This is a genomic window from Geodermatophilus sp. SYSU D00710, assembly GCF_054050195.1.
This window is the reverse complement of record NZ_JBJGYX010000033.1, coordinates 16,608-33,161: the sequence shown is the minus strand read 5'-3', so window position 1 is coordinate 33,161 and position 16,554 is coordinate 16,608. Positions and strand designations below refer to the sequence as shown.

The following is a 16,554-nucleotide window of genomic DNA, read 5'->3' as shown; positions in this document are numbered from 1 at the left end:
GCTGCCGGAACCGGTCCGTCAGGCCGTGGCGACCTCGACCCGGCCGCGGCCGCCGCGCTTGGCGCGGTAGAGGGCCCGGTCGGCGGCGGCGTAGAACTCGCGCCGGCCCAGCGCGCCGCGGGAGTGCGCCACCCCGACGCTCACCGACATCGCCAGCAGGCTGCCGTCGGGCAGCGTGAGCGGGGTGGACAGGACCGACTCGAGCACCGACTCGGCGCGGGCCACCGCCACCTCGGAGCTGCAGCCGGGCAGGAGCACGGCGAGCTCGTCGCCGCCGAGGCGGGACAGCACGGCGTCGCCGGCGCGGATCTGCCCCCGGACGACCCCGGCGAGGTGCACCAGCGCGTCGTCACCGACGGGGTGGCCGTGCTCGTCGTTGATCTGCTTGAAGGAGTCGACGTCGAGCAGCAGCAGGGCCGTGCCGTCGGTCCCGGAGCCGGTCAGGGCCACGGTCAGGGCGTCGTCGAGGACGCGGCGGTTGACCAGGCCGGTGAGGGTGTCCACGGTGGCCTGCTGCTCGAGCGCCCGGACCAGCCGCTCCTGCACCGCGCAGGAGCGCTCGAGCATCGACGCGACGACGGTGAGCACGACCCCGGTGATGAGGACGTCGCTGACGCCCACCTCGAGGGGGACCAGCAGCGGCACGACGACGGCGTTGGCGGCCACGGCCGTCGCCGTCACGAGGGCGACCGCGGTGCGGCGCAGGTGCGACGCCGCCCAGAGCACGGGGAAGGCGAGGAACGCCTGGGCGCCGGCCGAGGAGTCCTGGGTGAGCAGGTTGAGGCCGCAGACCAGGAGCGCGCCGGCGACACCGGCCCCGACCAGGACCCCGGCGCGGTCGAGCCGCTCGGCGTCGGCGGACCCGACCACGAGGGCCAGGACCGCGAGGAGGGCGACCCCCGCCCAGGAGGCGCCCACGGTGAACGCCGTCGCCGCGTTGGTGCCGAAGGTGCTGACCACGGCGAGGACGGCGGCGGAGACGCCCAGCATGAGCACGAGGGACCGCGCAGCCGCCCCCGGCTGCCGCGCTCTCAGTCCCGGGGGAACGGCCACACCCGCTGCATCGGCCGCAACGGGGCGTTGCCCTGAGCCGACCCACTCGAACGGGGCGTGTCCGCCGGCCTGGCGGGCGTCTCGGGGGGCCGCGGACGCGGCGCTCGACCTGGTCCCGGAGAGCCGCTCGACACCGTCCACGTCGTACCGGCGGTTCTCGTCGTCGAAGAACGCCGGCCTCGGATCGGGGGCCGGCAGGACGGCGGGTCCCAGCGGGCATCCGGGCGGACCACGGGCCCGGGACGACCCGTCAGGTCCACCTCGGCACAGGAGGCGTCCGTTCGGGAGCGGAGGGCGTGGGATTCGAACCCACGATGGGTGTGACCCCATAGCGGTTTTCAAGACCGCCGCCATCGGCCGCTAGGCGAGCCCTCCTCCGAGCTCCCCACCTGCGACGACGTCCGCAGCACAGGAGCTCGGGCGGTCGACGCTACCCGCGCCGGCCAGGGCACAGCCACAGGCGGGGGAGGGTGCGCCCCGGTTCGCCACCCCGTGTGTGCGCTTCACCACAGTCGCGCTGTGCACCGCCGATCGACTGCCGTGCGCCTCGGCTCCGCGCGGTCGTGTCCCACGCGACGCTCGCGGACGCCGTCGTCGTGCGACTGCCGGCCGCCCACCCGATGGACGAGCTCGACCTGCGCGGGCTGCGCCGGAGCGACGGTGCACGTCATCGACGTCCACCACCCACGACCGATCGCGGCGACACCTCTGGCGCACGGTGCCCTCCCGGACGTCTGGGGTCCGCCGCACGCGAGGGGTTGGGTGTCGCGGCGTTCGCGGACGGCCGCCGGAGCCGGGAGTGCCGAGCGGCAGCCCCCCGCTGCGGTCGGAGCGAGGGGCCACCGTCGTCGGGGTCAGCAGCAGCCGGCGCCGCAGCTGTCGGTCGTGCAGTTCTCGCAGCAGTCGTTCACGGCAGGTCACCTCCCCTCACGGACGTCGTGGACGGGCGACCGGGTCGGCCGGTGGGCGCAGCAGCGCGCGGGCCGACGCCGGGCAGGCTCCTCGCAGCTCGGCCGAGTCGGCCAGCGTCGCGGGCAGCTGGGCCCGGTCGGCCGGGACGAAGCCGAAGCGAGGGAAGTACCCCTCGGCGGTCTCGGTGAGCAGTGCCACGGGGGCGCCGGCGGCGTCCACGTGGGCGAGGGCGACGGTGGCCAGTGCGGCACCCACGCCGCGGGCGCGCCAGGCGGGTGCCACGGCCGCCGAACGGAGCAGGAACGCGGTGTCCCCGCCGGTGCCGTGCCGCTCCAGGGCGATGGTGCCGACGAGCCCGCCGGCCGCCTCGGCGACGAGCACGAGCGCGGCCTCGGACAGGCCGGCCGGCGGCAGCCCGGCGGCGACGACGAGGTCGGTGACGGCGGGGAGGTCCGCCGGTGTCGCCACCCGGACGAGCACCGGCGGACCCTCGCCTGCGGGGGCGGTCACGCGCAGCAGGCCGCGGCGCCCGGCCGGACCCGTGGCAGCGCGGCGCGCAGCCGGACGGCGGCCGCGGTGACCCGCCGGATGGCGCGCACCCATATCGACGGCCGGCAGCAGCGGGCGAGCGCGGCCAGGCGGGCGGTTGCCGCGTGGCGCTGCAGCTCGGTGGCGCGGTCGTCGGCGATCAACTGGGCGACGTAGGGGGTGAGCACGGTCGGACTCCTCCGCAGTGACGGGACCGGCAGGCCGTCGCCGTCACGGTCGCTGGGCTACTCGGTGGGGCGGGCGCCCGCCGCGCCGGCCGGGACGGCGTCCTGCGCGGTGCCACAGCAGGCGCCGGAGGCGGCCGGTGCGGGCACGGACCCCTCGGTACTCGCGGGAGCCTGGCCGGCGTCGACGAGGGTCTGCGGGCTGGCGCCGAAGGTCGCGCTGTCGGCGAGCACGGTGTAGACCTCCCACCGCTCGCCGCCGGGACCGGTCAGCCACGCCTTGTCCTGGGTGGCATAGCAGCAGGTGGTGCCCATCTCCTCGTCGGCGATCAGGCCCGCGCCGGTCAGCCGGGCGACCTCGGCGTGCACGCGCTCGGTGGACTCGACCTCGACGCCGAGGTGGTTGATGGTGCCGCCCTGTCCGGGGTTCTCCAGCAGGACGAGCTTCAGCGGCGGCTCGGCGATCGCGAAGTTCGCGTACCCGGGCCGGCGCTTGGCCGGCTCGGCGCCGAACAGGCGGGAGTAGAAGGCGACGGCGACCTCGAGGTCGTCGACGTTGAGGGCGAGCTGGACACGGGACACGGGGGACCTCCTGGTCATCGACACGAGCAGCGGTACATTCACGGTCATCGATGTGTCTGACGATGCTCGGAACATCGACGTTTGTCAATGCGTTCACGTGGACCAGTCGCCGGACCGAGGAGAGACCCGATGACCGTGCAGGAGCTGCCGGTGCTCGACCAGCCCGAGGTGGTCGCCTGCTGCGCGCCGCTGACGACCGCGGTGCTCGCCGCCTCGGACGCCGAGGCCCTCGCCAAGCAGCTCGCCGCGCTCGCCGACCCCGTCCGGCTGCAGCTGGTCTCGCTGCTGGCCAACGCCGAGGGCGGCGCCGTCTGCGCCTGCGACCTCGTCGAGCCGGTCGGCCGGAGCCAGCCGACCGTGTCCCACCACCTGAGGGTCCTGGTCGCCAGCGGCGTGTGCGTCAGCGAGCGGCGGGGCCGCAACGTCTGGTACGCGGTCAACCGCTCGGCGCTCGAGGCGCTGCGTGGAGCGCTCGCTCCCGGCTGACCACGGCGGCAACCGGACACGGCCGTTCACCCGCTGTTCGCTTGACCTGCGCCCCAGGAGGCCGTCTCCTCAGCCTGTGCTGACATCACCGGTGGCTGACGAGTTGCTGCGGGCGCTGGGCGACCCCCTGCGGGCGCGGATCGTCCACCTGCTCGCCGGCGAGCAGCTGTGCGTCTGCCACCTGGTCGGGGAGACCGGCGCGACCGGCTCGAACGTCAGCAACCACCTGCGGGTGCTGCGGGACCTGGGCGTCGTGACGGCCGAGCCGGCCGGGCGGTTCACCTACTACCGGTTGCGTCCGGAGGTGCTGGAGGCCGTGTCGGCGCACTACGCGCGGCTGGCCTCCCGCGCCCGGCTGGCGGCGGCGGTGAAGCGGCCGTGCGACTGAGCCTGCTGACCCGCCAGGCGGTCGCGGAGTTCCTCGGCTCGGCCGGGCTGGTCACCGTCGTCATCGGGTCGGGCATCGCCGCCTCCCGGCTCTTCCCGGACGACACCGGCCTGCAGCTGCTGGAGAACGCGCTGGTCACCGGCGCCGGGCTGGTCGCGCTCATCCTGGCCTTCGGTCCGGTGTCCGGCGGCCACTTCAACCCGGTGGTCACCCTGGCCGACCGGGCCTTCGGCGGCGTCACCACCCGGCAGGTCGCCGTGTACCTGCCGGCACAGCTGGCCGGCGGAGCGCTCGGCGCGGTCGCCGCGAACCTGATGTTCGACCTGCCCGCGGTCAGCATCGCCACGACCGAGCGCTCGGGTGGCGGACTGTGGCTGTCCGAGGCGCTGGCCACCTTCGGTCTCGTCGTGCTCGTCTTCGGCCTGGTGCGCGCCGGCCGGGCCGGGATGGCCCCGTTCGCCGTCGGTGCGTACATCACCGCGGCCTACTTCTGGTCGTCCTCGACGTCGTTCGCCAACCCGATGATCGACGTCGCCCGCATGCTGTCGGACACCTTCGCCGGCATCGCCCCCTCCTCGGTGCCCGCGTTCGTGCTCGCCCAGCTCGTCGGCGGGGCCGCCGGTGCGGCCGTGGTCGCGCTGCTCCACCCGACGGTCGCCGGCGTCGCCGCCGACGCCGTCGTCCCGCACGAGGACCCCATCGCACCGCCGTCCGCCGCCGCCGCCCGGCCGGACACCGACCGCCACGGGACCCCGAGAGGAGCGCGACCATGACCGCGAGCACACCGGGACCGGCCGAGCAGGCCGTCGCCGACCAGCAGGTCGCCCGCATCGTCGACGACCTGGCCCGCGACTACGACGACCGCTTCCCCCGCGGCGAGGTGGAGGAGGTGTACCGGGACAGCTACGCGAAGCTCGCCCGGACCGCGAGGGTGACGACCTTCCTGCCGGTGCTGGCCGGTCGGTTCGCCTGCGAGCGCCTCGACGCCCGGGCACTGGCCGAGGGCAAGCGTGCCCGCCGGGCACCGGCGGTGCTGTTCGTGTGCGTGCACAACGCCGGCCGCAGTCAGATGGCGGCAGCTCTCCTGCGGTCCTACGCCGGCGACGGCGTGCACGTCTACACCGCCGGGTCCGACCCGGCCGAGCAGATCCACCCCGAGGTCACCGCGGCGATGGCCGGGATCGGACTGGACCTGGGGCAGGAGTTCCCGAAGCCGCTGACCCACGACGTGCTGTCGGCCGCGGACGTCGTGGTCACCCTCGGCTGCGGCGACGAGTGCCCGGTCGTGCCGGGCCGCCGCTACGAGGACTGGCCGGTCGCCGACCCCGCCCGCGCCAGCGCAGCGCAGGTCGCCGCCATCCGCGCCGACCTCGACGCCCGCGTCCGCGGGCTCGTCGTCTCGCTGCTGCCCGACCTGGACCTGCCGGGCCCGCTGGCCCCTCCCGCGCCGGCCACCGCCCGGTGAGCACCGGCCTGCGCCTGGTGGTCGTCGGCGGCTCCGACGCCGGCATCTCCGCCGGCCTGCGCGCCCGTGAACTCGACCCCTCGGCCGAGGTGACCCTCGTGGTGGCCGACGCCTACCCGAACCTCAGCATCTGCGGGATCCCCTACCTCGTCTCCGGCGAGGTCGGCGACTGGCACGACCTGGCCCACCGCAGCCGGGCCGACCTCGAGGCCACCGGCATGCGGCTGCGCCTGGACACCCGCGTCACCGGTATCGACGTCGACGGCCACCGGATCGCCGTCCGGACCGCCGACGGCAGCACCGCGACGCTGGACTACGACCGGCTGGTCGTCGGCACCGGCGCCGTCCCGGTCCGCCCACCGATCGGGGGGCTGGCCACCCTCGGCCCGGCCGACGGGGTCCACCTGCTGCACACGATGGACGACACCTTCGCGCTCATCGGCACGCTCGAGCGGTCCGGTGCCCGCTCGGCGCTGATCGTCGGGGGCGGCTACATCGGCCTGGAGATGGCCGAGGCCCTCACCACCCGCGGCCTGGCGGTGCACACCGTCGAGATGCTGCCCGAGGTGCTGCCCACCGTGGACGTCGAGCTCGGCGCGCTGGTCCGCGCCGAGCTGGCCGGCCAGGGCGTCCAGGTCCACACCGGGACCGCGGTCACCGCCATCACCTCCAGCGGCGGCCCGGCCACCGACGCCCCGCGGCTGCACGTGACCGGCACCGGACCCGACGGCGAGCCGGTGGCCTGGGACGTCGACGTGGTCCTCGTCAGCGTCGGCGTCCGCCCGGACACCGACCTGCTCCTCGCCGCCGGAGCCCGCACCGGCGCGCGCGGCGCGGTCGCCGTCGACGAGGGCATGGCCACCGGGCTGCCCGACGTCTGGGCCGCCGGGGACTGCGTGGTGACCCACCACCGCCTCACCGGTGCCACCTACCTGCCGCTGGGCACCACCGCGCACAAGCAGGGTCGCGTCGCCGGCGAGAACGCCCTCGGCGGCACCGCCCGCTACGCCGGCAGCCTCGGCACCCAGGTGGTCAAGGTCTTCGACGCCGTCGCCGCCCGCACCGGGCTGCGCGAGCCCGAGGCCACCGCCGCCGGGTACCGGCCGGTGTCGACCACCACGGTCGCCGACGACCACATGGCCTACTACCCGGGCGCCCAGCCGATCACGATCCGGGTCACCGGCGACGCCGACACCGGCCGGCTGCTCGGTGCGCAGCTGATCGGCCGGCGCGGCACCGAGACCGCCAAGCGGGTCGACGTCTACGCCACCGCGCTGTTCCACGGCATGACGGTGGCCGACGTGCTCGACCTCGACCTGTCCTACACCCCACCGCTGGGCTCACCGTGGGACGCCGTCCAGATCGCCGCGCAGGCATGGCTCGCCGGGCACGCCCCCACCCGGCCGGCTGCCGCCGCACACCCGGCGCCGGCACCCGCATGACCACTCCCCCCGCTTCGACGCCGCGCCGACCGCGCGTGCTCTTCGTCTGCGCGCACAACGCCGGCCGCTCCGTCCTGGCCGTCGCGCTGGCCCGCCACCACGCCGCCGACCGGATCGAGGCCGACTCGGCCGGTACCACCCCCGATGACGGACCCAGCGCGTCCACCACCGCCACCCTCGCCGAGCTCGGCATCGACGCCTCCGGCCACCGGCCGTCCGCGGTGACCGCCGACCGGGTGGCCGCCGCCGACGTGGTGGTGGCGATGAAGCCCGGCCTCGAGCTGCCCCACGTCGACGGCGTGCGGTACGAGACCTGGCACCTGCCCGACCCGGCCGGCTGGGACACCGAGGGCATCCGGCCGCTCCGCCGGCAGATCGATGCCCGCGTCCAGGCCCTCGTCGCCGACCTGGTCGGCACCGCCCCCACCACCACGGACGCGGGCACGACCCCGTCCGACGGCACCGGACCCGACCTCGGGAGGACCCCGTGAGCGACCGCCCCAGCATCCTGTTCGCCTGCATCCACAACAGCGGCCGTTCGGTGGCCTCGGCCACGCTGGCCCGGCACTACGCCGGTGACGCCGTCGAGGTCCGCAGCGCGGGGTCCGAGCCGGCCTCGGCGGTGAACCCGGTGGTCGCCGCGGTACTGGACGAAGCGGGTCTGCCGGTGACGGGCCACACGCCGACCACGCTGAGCTACGACCTCGTCGAGGGCGCCGACGTGGTGGTCACCCTCGGCTGCGGGGAGTCCTGCCCCGTCGTCCCCGGTACCCGGATCGAGGACTGGCCGGTCGAGGACCCGAAGGGCCAGGACGCCGAGACCGTGCGACGCATCGTCGCCGACCTCGACACCCGCGTCCGCGAGCTGCTCGCCGAGGTCGCGCCGCACCACCGGCTCCCTCCGTCGGTCCTCGGTCGCTGACGGCCGGGCCCGGCTCCGCGGGGCCCCCGGCGGGCGCCGTCCCCCGCGGGCGCCACGCCCTCGCGCCGGCCGGGGAACCCGTCCTCCGGCGGTAGACTGACGCCAACCGGCCCGTCCCGCGCGGACGGGCCGCGTCGCGTCCCGCGCGGCGCGGCCGGGGCCGGTGAGTCCGAGGTGCCGACCTCCTCGCCCCGGTGGTCGACACCGCCGGAGCGGGCGACGGCACGAGCGCCCCCCGACGGTCGACCAGATGCGGAGCGGTTCCGATGACCTCGCCAGGAGACCTCCTGGACGTCCGGTACCGGCTCGGGTCGGTCATCGCCGCCGGCGGCATGGGGGTCGTGTGGCGGGCCCAGGACACACTGCTGCAGCGGTCGGTCGCCGTGAAGACGCTGCGTCCCGAGTACAGCGGCGACCCCGCGTTCCTGAACCGGTTCCGCTCCGAGGCGCAGCACGCCGCGCTGCTCAACGACCCGCACATCGCCGCGGTCCACGACTACGGCGAGGCCGACACCAGCCGCGGACCGCTGCCCTACCTGGTCATGGAGCTCGTCCACGGCACCGCGCTGTCGGACCTGCTCGCGCAGGAGGGACGGCTCGGGGTCGACCGGACACTGCGGATCGTCCGCCAGACGGCGGCGGCGCTGGCCGCCGCCCACGAGGCCGGCGTCGTGCACCGCGACGTCAAGCCGGGCAACGTGCTCGTGACCGCCGACGGCGGCGTGAAGATCACCGACTTCGGCATCGCCTGGTCGGCGGCGAGCGAGCGGCTGACGCAGACCGGCCAGGTGCTCGGGACCGCGCACTACCTGTCCCCGGAGCAGGCCGACGGCGTGCCCGCCACCCCGGCCAGCGACGTCTACGCCCTCGGGGTCGTCGCCTACCAGTGCCTGGCCGGGCGGCTGCCGTTCGAGGGCGGGTCACCGGTGCAGATCGCGCTGCTGAAGATCCGCGACCAGGCCCCGCCCCTGCCGCCCGACGTGCCCGCCGGCGTCCGCGACCTGGTGGCGCGGATGATGGCCCGGGACCCCGCGGTCCGTCTCGCCGACGGTGCCGCCGTGCGCGACGCCGTCGACGCGCTGGCCCCGGCCGCACCTCGCGCCGCCGTGGACCGCCACGCCACGGCGGTGCTCCCCCTGACCGGGGCATCGACGGCGACCGGCCCGGCCGCGCCTCCCCTGCTCCCGGCGGACCGCACCGGGGACACCACCGTCGCGGAGGGAACGGAGGACCCCGCGCGCCGGCGCAGGACGTGGGCCGCCCTCGCCGGGGCCACCGTCGCGGCGCTCGTCGTCGTGCTCGGCGTCTCGGGCCTGCTGGGCGGAGGGGACGGGGACGCGGCCGCCACGCCCGACCGCGCCACGGCCGCGCCCACGACCACGAGCGCCCCGGCCCCGCCGAGCACGGTCCGGCTCGACCCGGCCGCGCTGGTCGGCCGCCCGGTCGCCGACGTGGAGGCCGAGCTGGTCGCCCTCGGCCTGCAGGTGCAGCGGCGCCCGCTCACCACGAGCGACGTCGCGGACGGGCAGGTCATCGCCGTCGACCCGGTCGGCGAGCTGCTGCCCGGCCAGTCGGTGACCCTCACCCACGCCGTCGCCCCTCCTCCGGCCCCCGCCCCCGCCCCGGTGCCGGCGGAGCAGGAGGGCGAGGGCCGCGGCAACGGCGACGAGGGCGACCAGGGCAGCGAGAACGGCGACGGGAACGGCAACGGGAGGGACAAGGACAAGGACAAGGACCGGGAGGGCGACGACTGAGCCCGCCCGGGCATGTCCGCGGCCGGTCCGGTGTTGACCCGGAGTTGCCCCGCGAGCGACGCGGCGGCCGCACACCCCTGCACGACCGACCCGAGGACCTCCCCTGCCCGACACCGCTCCCCCGACGTCCACCGTCCGCCGCCGGAAACGGCGCCCCGCCGACGAGCTCCCCGCCGTCGCTCCCGCGGCCGACCGGGAGGCCGACCGCCGTGCCGACCGGGAGGCCGACCGCCGTGCCGACCGGGAGGCCGACCGCCGTGCCGACCGGGAGGCCGACCGCGAGGCGGCCCGCGCCGAGCGGCGCGCCCAGCAGCTGTGGGTGGAGGGCGCCGCACCGGAGCTGCCCGTCCGCGCGACGCCGCCCCAGCGGGTCGTCTTCCACCTCGGCCCGACCAACTCCGGCAAGACGTACGAGTCGCTGCAGGAGCTGGCCGCCACCGGCTCGGGTGTCTACGCCGCGCCGCTGCGCCAGCTCGCCCACGAGGCCTACGCCAAGCTCGCGGCGGTGCTGCCCGAGGGCACCGTCGGCCTGTCCACCGGTGAGGAGGAGATCGACCCCTCCGCGCCGGTCGTCTGCTGCACGGTGGAGAAGGCCCCCATGCGCGGCGAGCTGCTCGTCCTCGACGAGTCGCACTGGGTCGCCGACCCCGACCGCGGCCACCACTGGGCGCGGCTGCTGCTGACCGGCGAGTACCGCGAGATGCACCTGATCGCGGCGGCCGAGGCCCACCCGCTGCTGGCACCGCTGGTCGCCGACGCCGGGTCCGTCGACGTCGTCCACCACCAGCGGCTGTCCCGGCTCGACGTGCTCCGCGCGCCGGTCCGCACCACCGGCGTCCGCCCGCAGACCCTCGTCGTCGCCTTCTCCCGCAAGACCGTCTACGCCGTCGCCGCGGAACTGGACCGGCACCGGCCGGGGAAGGTGGGCGTCCTCTACGGCGCGCTGCCCCCGGCCACCCGGCGCGAGGTCATCGAGCGGTTCACCACCGGGGAGCTCGACGTCCTGGTCACCACCGACGTCATCGGGCACGGCATCAACGTCCCGGCCACCACCGTGCTGTTCGCCGAGACGACGAAGTTCGACGGCATCGAGCTGCGGCCGCTGCGCAGCTGGGAGGCCGCGCAGATCGCCGGGCGGGCCGGCCGTTACGGCCTGACCGGGCACGGGACCGTGGGCGTGCTGACCGGCGTGCCGAAGCTGCGACCGTCGGCGGCGCTGGTGGCCGTCGGCGCCGAGGTCGCCCGCGGCGACCGGCCCAGCGACCTGCCCGGGCGCCGGCCGCGGCTGCGCCCCGCACTCGAGGACCTCGGCGCCCTCGAGGCCGTCGACCTGCCCGAGGCCCTGGTCCGCTGGCAGGAGTGGGCCCGCGCGGCCACCCGCGACCAGGCCATGACCCCCGACGACGTCAGCTCGCTGGTGCTGCGGGTGCAGGCGCTGCTGCCGATGCTGCGCGGCCCGCTCGGCGCGGCCGGCGACCTGTACACCGTCTGGCGGCTGGTGAACCTCCCGATCGACTACGACCCGCCGCGGCGCACCCGCTGGCTGGTGCTGGCCCGGGCGGCGCTGCGGCACGCCGTCGGGCTGCCGGTCCGGCCGGAGCTCGTGCTGCCCGACGTCCCGGTCGGCGGCGGTGTCGAGGACTTCGAGCAGGCCGCCGCGGCTGCGCGCGACGCCCAGACGCTGCTGCGGCAGTTCCCCGGCGTGGCCGGGCTGAGCAGCGACGACGCCGCCTGGGTCGAGGAGGAGTGCGCCGAGGCGATCAGCGAGCTGCTGCCCGACGCCATCGCGGTGAGCCGGTCGAGCGCGTGCGTCGAGTGCGGCACCGCGATCGCCCCCTGGTTCTCCACCTGCCGCCCGTGCAGCGCACCGCGCGGACGGGCCCGGGACGGGCACCCCCGCGCCGGCGGCCGGGACACCGGGCGCGGCGGGCGTCGGGTCCCGCGGTCGGGCTCCCGGCAGGGCCGGCGGCCCACCCGCAGCGGCCGCGGCTGACCGGTGCGCGGCCGCGCTGCGGTCAGGCCTCCGGCGGCTCGCCCGTGGAGAGCAGGCGGTCGTACACGAGGGCCGCGAGGACGCCGCCGACGACGGGGGCCACGAGGTAGATCCACAGCGACGACAGCTGTCCCGCCAGGACGCCGGGTCCGAAGGCGCGCGCCGGGTTGACCGCGCCGCCGGTGAGCGGCCCGGCGACGAAGATGCCGGCGGCCAGGGCGAGGCCCACGGCCACCGGCGCGATCGCGTTCTCGGCACGGGCGTCGGTGGCGACCGACACCACGACGAGCACCAGCACGAAGGTCACCAGGACCTCGGCGAGGAACGCCTGGCCGGTGGAGACGAACTCCTGCGGCGTGGTGGCGCCCAGCCGCGCCTCGTCCCGCGCCGCCTGGCCGTACAGCGCCCAGGTCAGGGCTGCGCCGGCGAGCCCGCCGGCGAGCTGGGCGGCGACGTAGGCACCGGCGGCCGACCAGGGGAAGCGCCGGGTCACGGCCAGCCCCAGCGTGACCGCCGGGTTGAGGTGGCAGCCCGAGACGTGCCCGAGGGCCGCGGCGAGCGCGGTGAGCGTCAGGCCGAAGGCGAGCACCACCGCGAGGAGGTCGTAGACGCCGTTGCCGGTGGCGGGCCCGGCCACCACCACGCTGGTCCCGACGAACACGAGGATCGCCGTCCCGACGAACTCGGTGAGCGCCGGGCGCCCCACCCGCGGGCCGATCCTGCTGCCGTAGAGGCCTGTGGTCACGGCCTGCCGGCCGGTCCTGCTCGACGCCATCACGCGCTCCCCGCTCGCAGCGGCGCCGTGTACGCCGCCTCCCCGGCGCCCGTTAGCCGGACGGCCGCACGACGAAACGAGCCGGTGCGGTGCCGATGGTCAGCGGGCGGGGTCGCCGGCGTCGACCGGCGCGCCGGGCTGCTCCCGCTGCACCGGCGTCCCGGTGACGCCGTGCAGGTGGCAGGCGGCGAGGTGGCCGGGCGCGGCGCCGGCCGGCTGCAGCGCCGGGTCGACGTCGGGACAGGGCCCGAACACGTCGGGGCAGCGGGTGCGGAACCGGCAGCCGCTGGGCACCCGCGCCGGCGAGGGGACGTCGCCGCGCAGCACGATCCGCCGCCGGGAGCGCTCGAGCTCCGGGTGCGGCACCGGCACCGCCGACAGCAGCGCCCGCGTGTAGGGCATCTGCGGCTCCGCGGCGACGGCGGCGGCGGGCCCGACCTCGACCACCCGGCCCAGGTACATGACCGCGATCCGGTCGGACACGTGCCGCACCGCCGCCAGGTCGTGGGAGATGAACAGCAGCGTGAGCCCCAGCCGGCGCTGCAGCCGGCGCAGCAGGTTGAGCACCTGCGCCTGCACGCTGACGTCGAGGGACGCGATCGCCTCGTCGCAGACCAGGAAGTCCGGCTCCCCGGCCAGCGCCCGGGCGATGCCGACCCGCTGGCGCTGCCCCCCGGAGAACTCGTGCGGGTAGCGGGCGGCGACGGCCGGGTCGAGGCCGACCAGCTCGAGCAGCTCGCGGACCCGCGCCGCGCGCGCCGCCCGCCCCGGGTGCAGGCCGTGGACCTCCAGCGGCTCGCCGACCGTCTGCGCCACGGTGCGCCGCGGGTCGAGCGAGGCGAACGGGTCCTGGAACACCATCCCCGCGCGCCGGCGCAGGTCGCGCAGCTGCCGGCGCGACATCGCGGTGACGTCGGCGCCGTCGAAGGTCACCGTGCCGCCGGTCGGCTGCACCAGCCGCAGCAGCGCGTTGCCCAGCGTGGACTTGCCGCACCCGGACTCGCCCACCAGCCCCAGCGTCTCGCCGCGGTACACGTCGAGGTCGACGCCGTCCACCGCGCGGACCGCGCCCGCGGCGCGGCGCAGCGGCCCGCCCGAGCGCAGCGGGAAGTGGACCTCCAGCCCGCGGGCGGAGACCAGCACCTCGCGCTCGCCCGTCGACGTCACGACGCCTCCCCCTCCGTGCACCACGTCGCCGCCCGGTGCGCGAGCCGGGTGGTGCCAATGTCGCGATGAAGGCCCCCCACCGGGGCGAGGGGCGGCTGCTCGGTCTCGCAGCGGGCGTCGCCGCGCACCGGGCAGCGCGGCCAGAACACGCACCCGGCGGGCAGGTCGGTGGGCGGGGGCGGGGTGCCGGCGATGGTGGCCAGGTCGCCGTCGCCGGCCGCGGCCAGGTCGGGCAGCGCGCCGAGCAGGCCGCGGGTGTAGGGGTGCACCGGCCGCTCGAGGACGTCGTCGGCCGTGCCGTCCTCCACGCAGCGCCCGCCGTAGACGACCAGCACCCGGTCGGCGATCCCGGCGACGACGCCGAGGTCGTGGGTGATCCAGACGACGCCGGTGCCGTGCTCGGCCTGCAGCCGCTCGACCAGCTCGAGGATCTGCGCCTGCACGGTGACGTCGAGGGCGGTGGTGGCCTCGTCGGCGACCAGCAGCGCCGGCGCGTTGGCCAGCGCGATCGCGATCACCACCCGCTGCCGCATGCCGCCGGAGAGCTCGTGCGGGAAGCGGTCCACCGCCCGACCGGGGTCGGGCAACCCCACCTCGGCGAGCAGCTCCACCGCCCGGGCGCGCGCCGCGGCCCGGGACACCGGCCCGTGGGCGCGCAGCCCCTCGGTGAGCTGCCGGCCCACGGTGAGCACCGGGTTGAGCGAGGTCATCGGGTCCTGGAACACCATGCCGACGCCCGGGCCGCGCACCTGCCGCAGCCGCTCGGGCGGCATGGTCAGCAGGTCCTCGCCCCGCAGCAGCGCCCGGCCGGTCACCGTCGCCGTCCCCGCCGGCAGCAGGCCGACCAGCGCGAGCACCGAGACGCTCTTGCCGCTGCCGGACTCCCCGACGACGGCGACGGTCTCCCCCGGGCCGACGGTGTAGGACAGCCCGTTGACCACGTGCGCCGTCCCGCGCGGGGTGCGCAGGTCCACGCGCAGGTCCTCCACCGCCAGGACCGGCTCGACGGCGGTGTCCGCGGCCGCGCTCACCGGCCGCCCCCGGCCATGAGCGTGCGCTGGCGCGGGTCGAGGACGTCGCGCAGCCCGTCGCCGAGCAGGTTGAAGCACAGCACGGTGACGACGATGGCCAGGCCGGGGAACACCGTGTACCACCAGGCCTGGTCGATGAAGTCTCGGCCGTCGGCGAGCATCAGCCCCCACGACGGGTCCGGCCGGCGCGGGCCCAGGCCGAGGAAGGACAGCGCGGCCTCGGCGAGGACGGCGAAGGCCAGGCTGACCGAGGTCTGCACGATGATCGGCGGCGCGGCGTTGGGCAGCACGTGCCGGGTGACCAGCCGCCAGTCCGACGCGCCCACCGACCGCGAGGCGCGCACGTAGACCTCCTCGCGCACGCCGAGCACGCTGGCGCGGGTGACCCGGGCGAAGATCGGCACGTAGACGATGCCGATGGCCAGGATGGCGTTGGCCGGCCCCGCGCCGCGGATCGCCACGATCGCGATGGCCAGCAGCACGGCGGGGAAGGCGAACAGCACGTCCATGATCCGCATGAGCGTGTCGTCGACCCACCGGCCGTGGTAGCCGGCCAGCAGCCCGATGACCGTGCCGACGACGAGGGCGAACGCCACGGACAGGAAGCCGACCCGCAGCGACGTCCCGGCGCCGAGGACCACCCGGCTGAACACGTCGCGGCCGAACTCGTCGGTGCCGAACGGGTGCTCCCAGCTCGGTGGCTGCAGCTGCCGAGAGGGGTCCTGGTCGTTGGGCCCGTCGGGCGCCAGGGTCTCGTCGAAGACCGCGACCAGCACGATGACCACCAGCACGACGGCGGAGACGGCGGCGGTCGGGTTGCGCGCGAGCAGGCCGAGGGTCTCCCGCCACCGCGGGCGCGGCGGCGCCGCCGTCGGCAGCGGCTCGGACGGCGGGGGCTGCGCCGGGGTGGCACCCGGCGTGGGCAGGGTGGTCATCGGCGGGTGATCCTCGGGTCGATGCGGCCGTAGAGCAGGTCGACCAGCAGGTTGACGACCAGGAAGACGAGGGCGAACAGCAGCACCGCGCCCTGCAGCACCGGGAAGTCGCGGTCGCGCACCGCCTGGTAGGCCAGCTGGCCCAGGCCCGGCCAGGAGAAGACGATCTCCACGACGACCACCCCCGAGAGCAGGTAGGCCAGCTGGACGCCGGTGACGGTCACCAGCGGGAGCAGGGCGTTGCGCAGCACGTGCCAGGTGAGCACCTGCCGGGCGGGCACGCCCTTGGCCCGCGCGGTGCGCACGTGGTCGGAGCCCAGCGCCTCCAGCACGCTGGACCGGACGAACCGGGTGATGACCGACCCGGAGACGACGCCGGTGGCCACCGCGGGCAGCACCAGGCGCTGCAGCCAGCCCAGCGGGTCCTCGGTGAGCGGGACGTAGCCGCCCGAGGGGAACCAGCCCAGCGTCCCGGCGAAGACCAGGATCAGCATGATCGACAGCCAGAAGTCGGGCACCGAGATGCCGATCTGGCTGACGACGGTGGCCAGCCGGTCGACCAGCGACCGCGGGTGCAGCGCGGAGAGCACGCCCAGCGGCACGGCGATGACCAGCGCCACCAGCAGCGCGGCGAACGCCAGGGTCAGCGTCGCCGGCAGCCGCTCGGCGATCAGCGAGGTGACCGTCTCCCCGCTGCGGAAGCTCACCCCGAGGTCACCGGTCACCGCCCGCCCGGCCCAGGTGAGGTACTGCTCGACGAGGGGCAGGTCCAGGCCGCTGCGCTCCCGCAGGGCGTCGTAGGTCTCCTGGGAGTACCGGGTGCCCAGCGCCAGGCGGATCGGGTCGCCCCGGACGAGGTGGATCAGCGAGAAGACCAGGACGCTGACGCCGGCCAGGACCACCACGGCCTGGCCGGCGCGCCGGAGCAGGAACCCG

General features: G+C 76.3%; 18 protein-coding genes and 1 tRNA gene. 9 read left to right on the top strand and 10 right to left on the bottom strand.

Annotated elements, in window-relative coordinates:
• Positions 1-18 precede the first annotated feature (18 nt).
• The 5 genes from ACI78U_RS15550 to ACI78U_RS15530 form a co-directional block, all read right to left on the bottom strand.
• On the bottom strand, positions 19-990 hold the full coding sequence (locus tag ACI78U_RS15550) for a GGDEF domain-containing protein (protein ID WP_456876236.1): 972 nt from the start codon (positions 988-990) through the stop codon (positions 19-21).
• 351 nt (positions 991-1,341) lie between these two features.
• Positions 1,342-1,428: transfer RNA gene (locus ACI78U_RS15545), tRNA-Ser, on the bottom strand.
• Between the two features lie 552 nt (positions 1,429-1,980).
• Positions 1,981-2,475 (bottom strand): GNAT family N-acetyltransferase, encoded by a 495-nt coding sequence (locus tag ACI78U_RS15540; RefSeq protein WP_456876235.1) that lies wholly within the window; start codon positions 2,473-2,475, stop codon positions 1,981-1,983.
• The gene (locus ACI78U_RS15535) at positions 2,472-2,681 is read right to left on the bottom strand and encodes a hypothetical protein (RefSeq protein ID WP_456876234.1); all 210 of its coding nucleotides are present in this window, start codon (positions 2,679-2,681) and stop codon (positions 2,472-2,474) included. The genes ACI78U_RS15540 and ACI78U_RS15535 overlap by 4 nt, the downstream gene beginning before the upstream one ends.
• Positions 2,682-2,738: 57 nt before the next feature.
• On the bottom strand, positions 2,739-3,260 hold the full coding sequence (locus tag ACI78U_RS15530) for an ArsI/CadI family heavy metal resistance metalloenzyme (RefSeq protein ID WP_456876233.1): 522 nt from the start codon (positions 3,258-3,260) through the stop codon (positions 2,739-2,741).
• 129 nt (positions 3,261-3,389) lie between these two features.
• On the opposite strand from ACI78U_RS15530, the gene ACI78U_RS15525 reads away from it, so the two are divergent.
• The 9 genes from ACI78U_RS15525 (at position 3,390) to ACI78U_RS15485 (ending at position 11,710) form a co-directional block, all read left to right on the top strand.
• Complete coding sequence (locus ACI78U_RS15525; RefSeq protein ID WP_456876232.1) at positions 3,390-3,746, top strand: metalloregulator ArsR/SmtB family transcription factor; 357 nt, start codon at positions 3,390-3,392, stop codon at positions 3,744-3,746.
• A gap of 91 nt (positions 3,747-3,837) precedes the next feature.
• Positions 3,838-4,134, top strand: coding sequence for an ArsR/SmtB family transcription factor (locus ACI78U_RS15520; RefSeq protein WP_456876231.1), 297 nt, complete (start codon positions 3,838-3,840; stop codon positions 4,132-4,134).
• Positions 4,125-4,907: an aquaporin gene (locus ACI78U_RS15515; RefSeq protein ID WP_456876230.1), complete on the top strand. Its 783-nt coding sequence runs from the start codon at positions 4,125-4,127 to the stop codon at positions 4,905-4,907. The genes ACI78U_RS15520 and ACI78U_RS15515 overlap by 10 nt, the downstream gene beginning before the upstream one ends.
• Entirely contained in the window at positions 4,904-5,599 is a 696-nt protein-coding gene (locus tag ACI78U_RS15510) for an arsenate reductase/protein-tyrosine-phosphatase family protein (protein WP_456876229.1), read from the top strand. The genes ACI78U_RS15515 and ACI78U_RS15510 overlap by 4 nt, the downstream gene beginning before the upstream one ends.
• Entirely contained in the window at positions 5,596-7,041 is a 1,446-nt protein-coding gene (locus ACI78U_RS15505; protein ID WP_456876228.1) for an FAD-dependent oxidoreductase, read from the top strand. The genes ACI78U_RS15510 and ACI78U_RS15505 overlap by 4 nt, the downstream gene beginning before the upstream one ends.
• Entirely contained in the window at positions 7,038-7,532 is a 495-nt protein-coding gene (locus ACI78U_RS15500; RefSeq protein ID WP_456876227.1) for an arsenate-mycothiol transferase ArsC, read from the top strand. Before ACI78U_RS15505 ends, ACI78U_RS15500 begins: the two co-directional genes overlap by 4 nt.
• Positions 7,529-7,963, top strand: coding sequence for an arsenate-mycothiol transferase ArsC (locus tag ACI78U_RS15495; protein WP_456876226.1), 435 nt, complete (start codon positions 7,529-7,531; stop codon positions 7,961-7,963). The genes ACI78U_RS15500 and ACI78U_RS15495 overlap by 4 nt, the downstream gene beginning before the upstream one ends.
• A gap of 266 nt (positions 7,964-8,229) precedes the next feature.
• Complete coding sequence (locus ACI78U_RS15490; protein ID WP_456876225.1) at positions 8,230-9,717, top strand: protein kinase domain-containing protein; 1,488 nt, start codon at positions 8,230-8,232, stop codon at positions 9,715-9,717.
• Positions 9,718-10,036: 319 nt separating this feature from the next.
• On the top strand, positions 10,037-11,710 hold the full coding sequence (locus ACI78U_RS15485; RefSeq protein WP_456876224.1) for a helicase-related protein: 1,674 nt from the start codon (positions 10,037-10,039) through the stop codon (positions 11,708-11,710).
• Positions 11,711-11,732: 22 nt separating this feature from the next.
• Here ACI78U_RS15485 and ACI78U_RS15480 read toward each other — a convergent pair whose 3' ends face one another.
• From ACI78U_RS15480 to ACI78U_RS15460, 5 genes are all read right to left on the bottom strand, one after another.
• Entirely contained in the window at positions 11,733-12,485 is a 753-nt protein-coding gene (locus tag ACI78U_RS15480) for an MIP/aquaporin family protein (protein ID WP_456876223.1), read from the bottom strand.
• 99 nt (positions 12,486-12,584) lie between these two features.
• Complete coding sequence (locus ACI78U_RS15475) at positions 12,585-13,652, bottom strand: ABC transporter ATP-binding protein (protein ID WP_456876222.1); 1,068 nt, start codon at positions 13,650-13,652, stop codon at positions 12,585-12,587.
• On the bottom strand, positions 13,649-14,683 hold the full coding sequence (locus ACI78U_RS15470; protein ID WP_456876221.1) for an ABC transporter ATP-binding protein: 1,035 nt from the start codon (positions 14,681-14,683) through the stop codon (positions 13,649-13,651). Before ACI78U_RS15470 ends, ACI78U_RS15475 begins: the two co-directional genes overlap by 4 nt.
• Entirely contained in the window at positions 14,680-15,618 is a 939-nt protein-coding gene (locus ACI78U_RS15465) for an ABC transporter permease (protein WP_456876220.1), read from the bottom strand. The genes ACI78U_RS15470 and ACI78U_RS15465 overlap by 4 nt, the downstream gene beginning before the upstream one ends.
• A complete protein-coding gene (locus tag ACI78U_RS15460) occupies positions 15,615-16,547 on the bottom strand; it encodes an ABC transporter permease (RefSeq protein WP_456876252.1) in 933 nt (310 codons plus the stop codon). The genes ACI78U_RS15465 and ACI78U_RS15460 overlap by 4 nt, the downstream gene beginning before the upstream one ends.
• Positions 16,548-16,554: the final 7 nt, after the last annotated feature.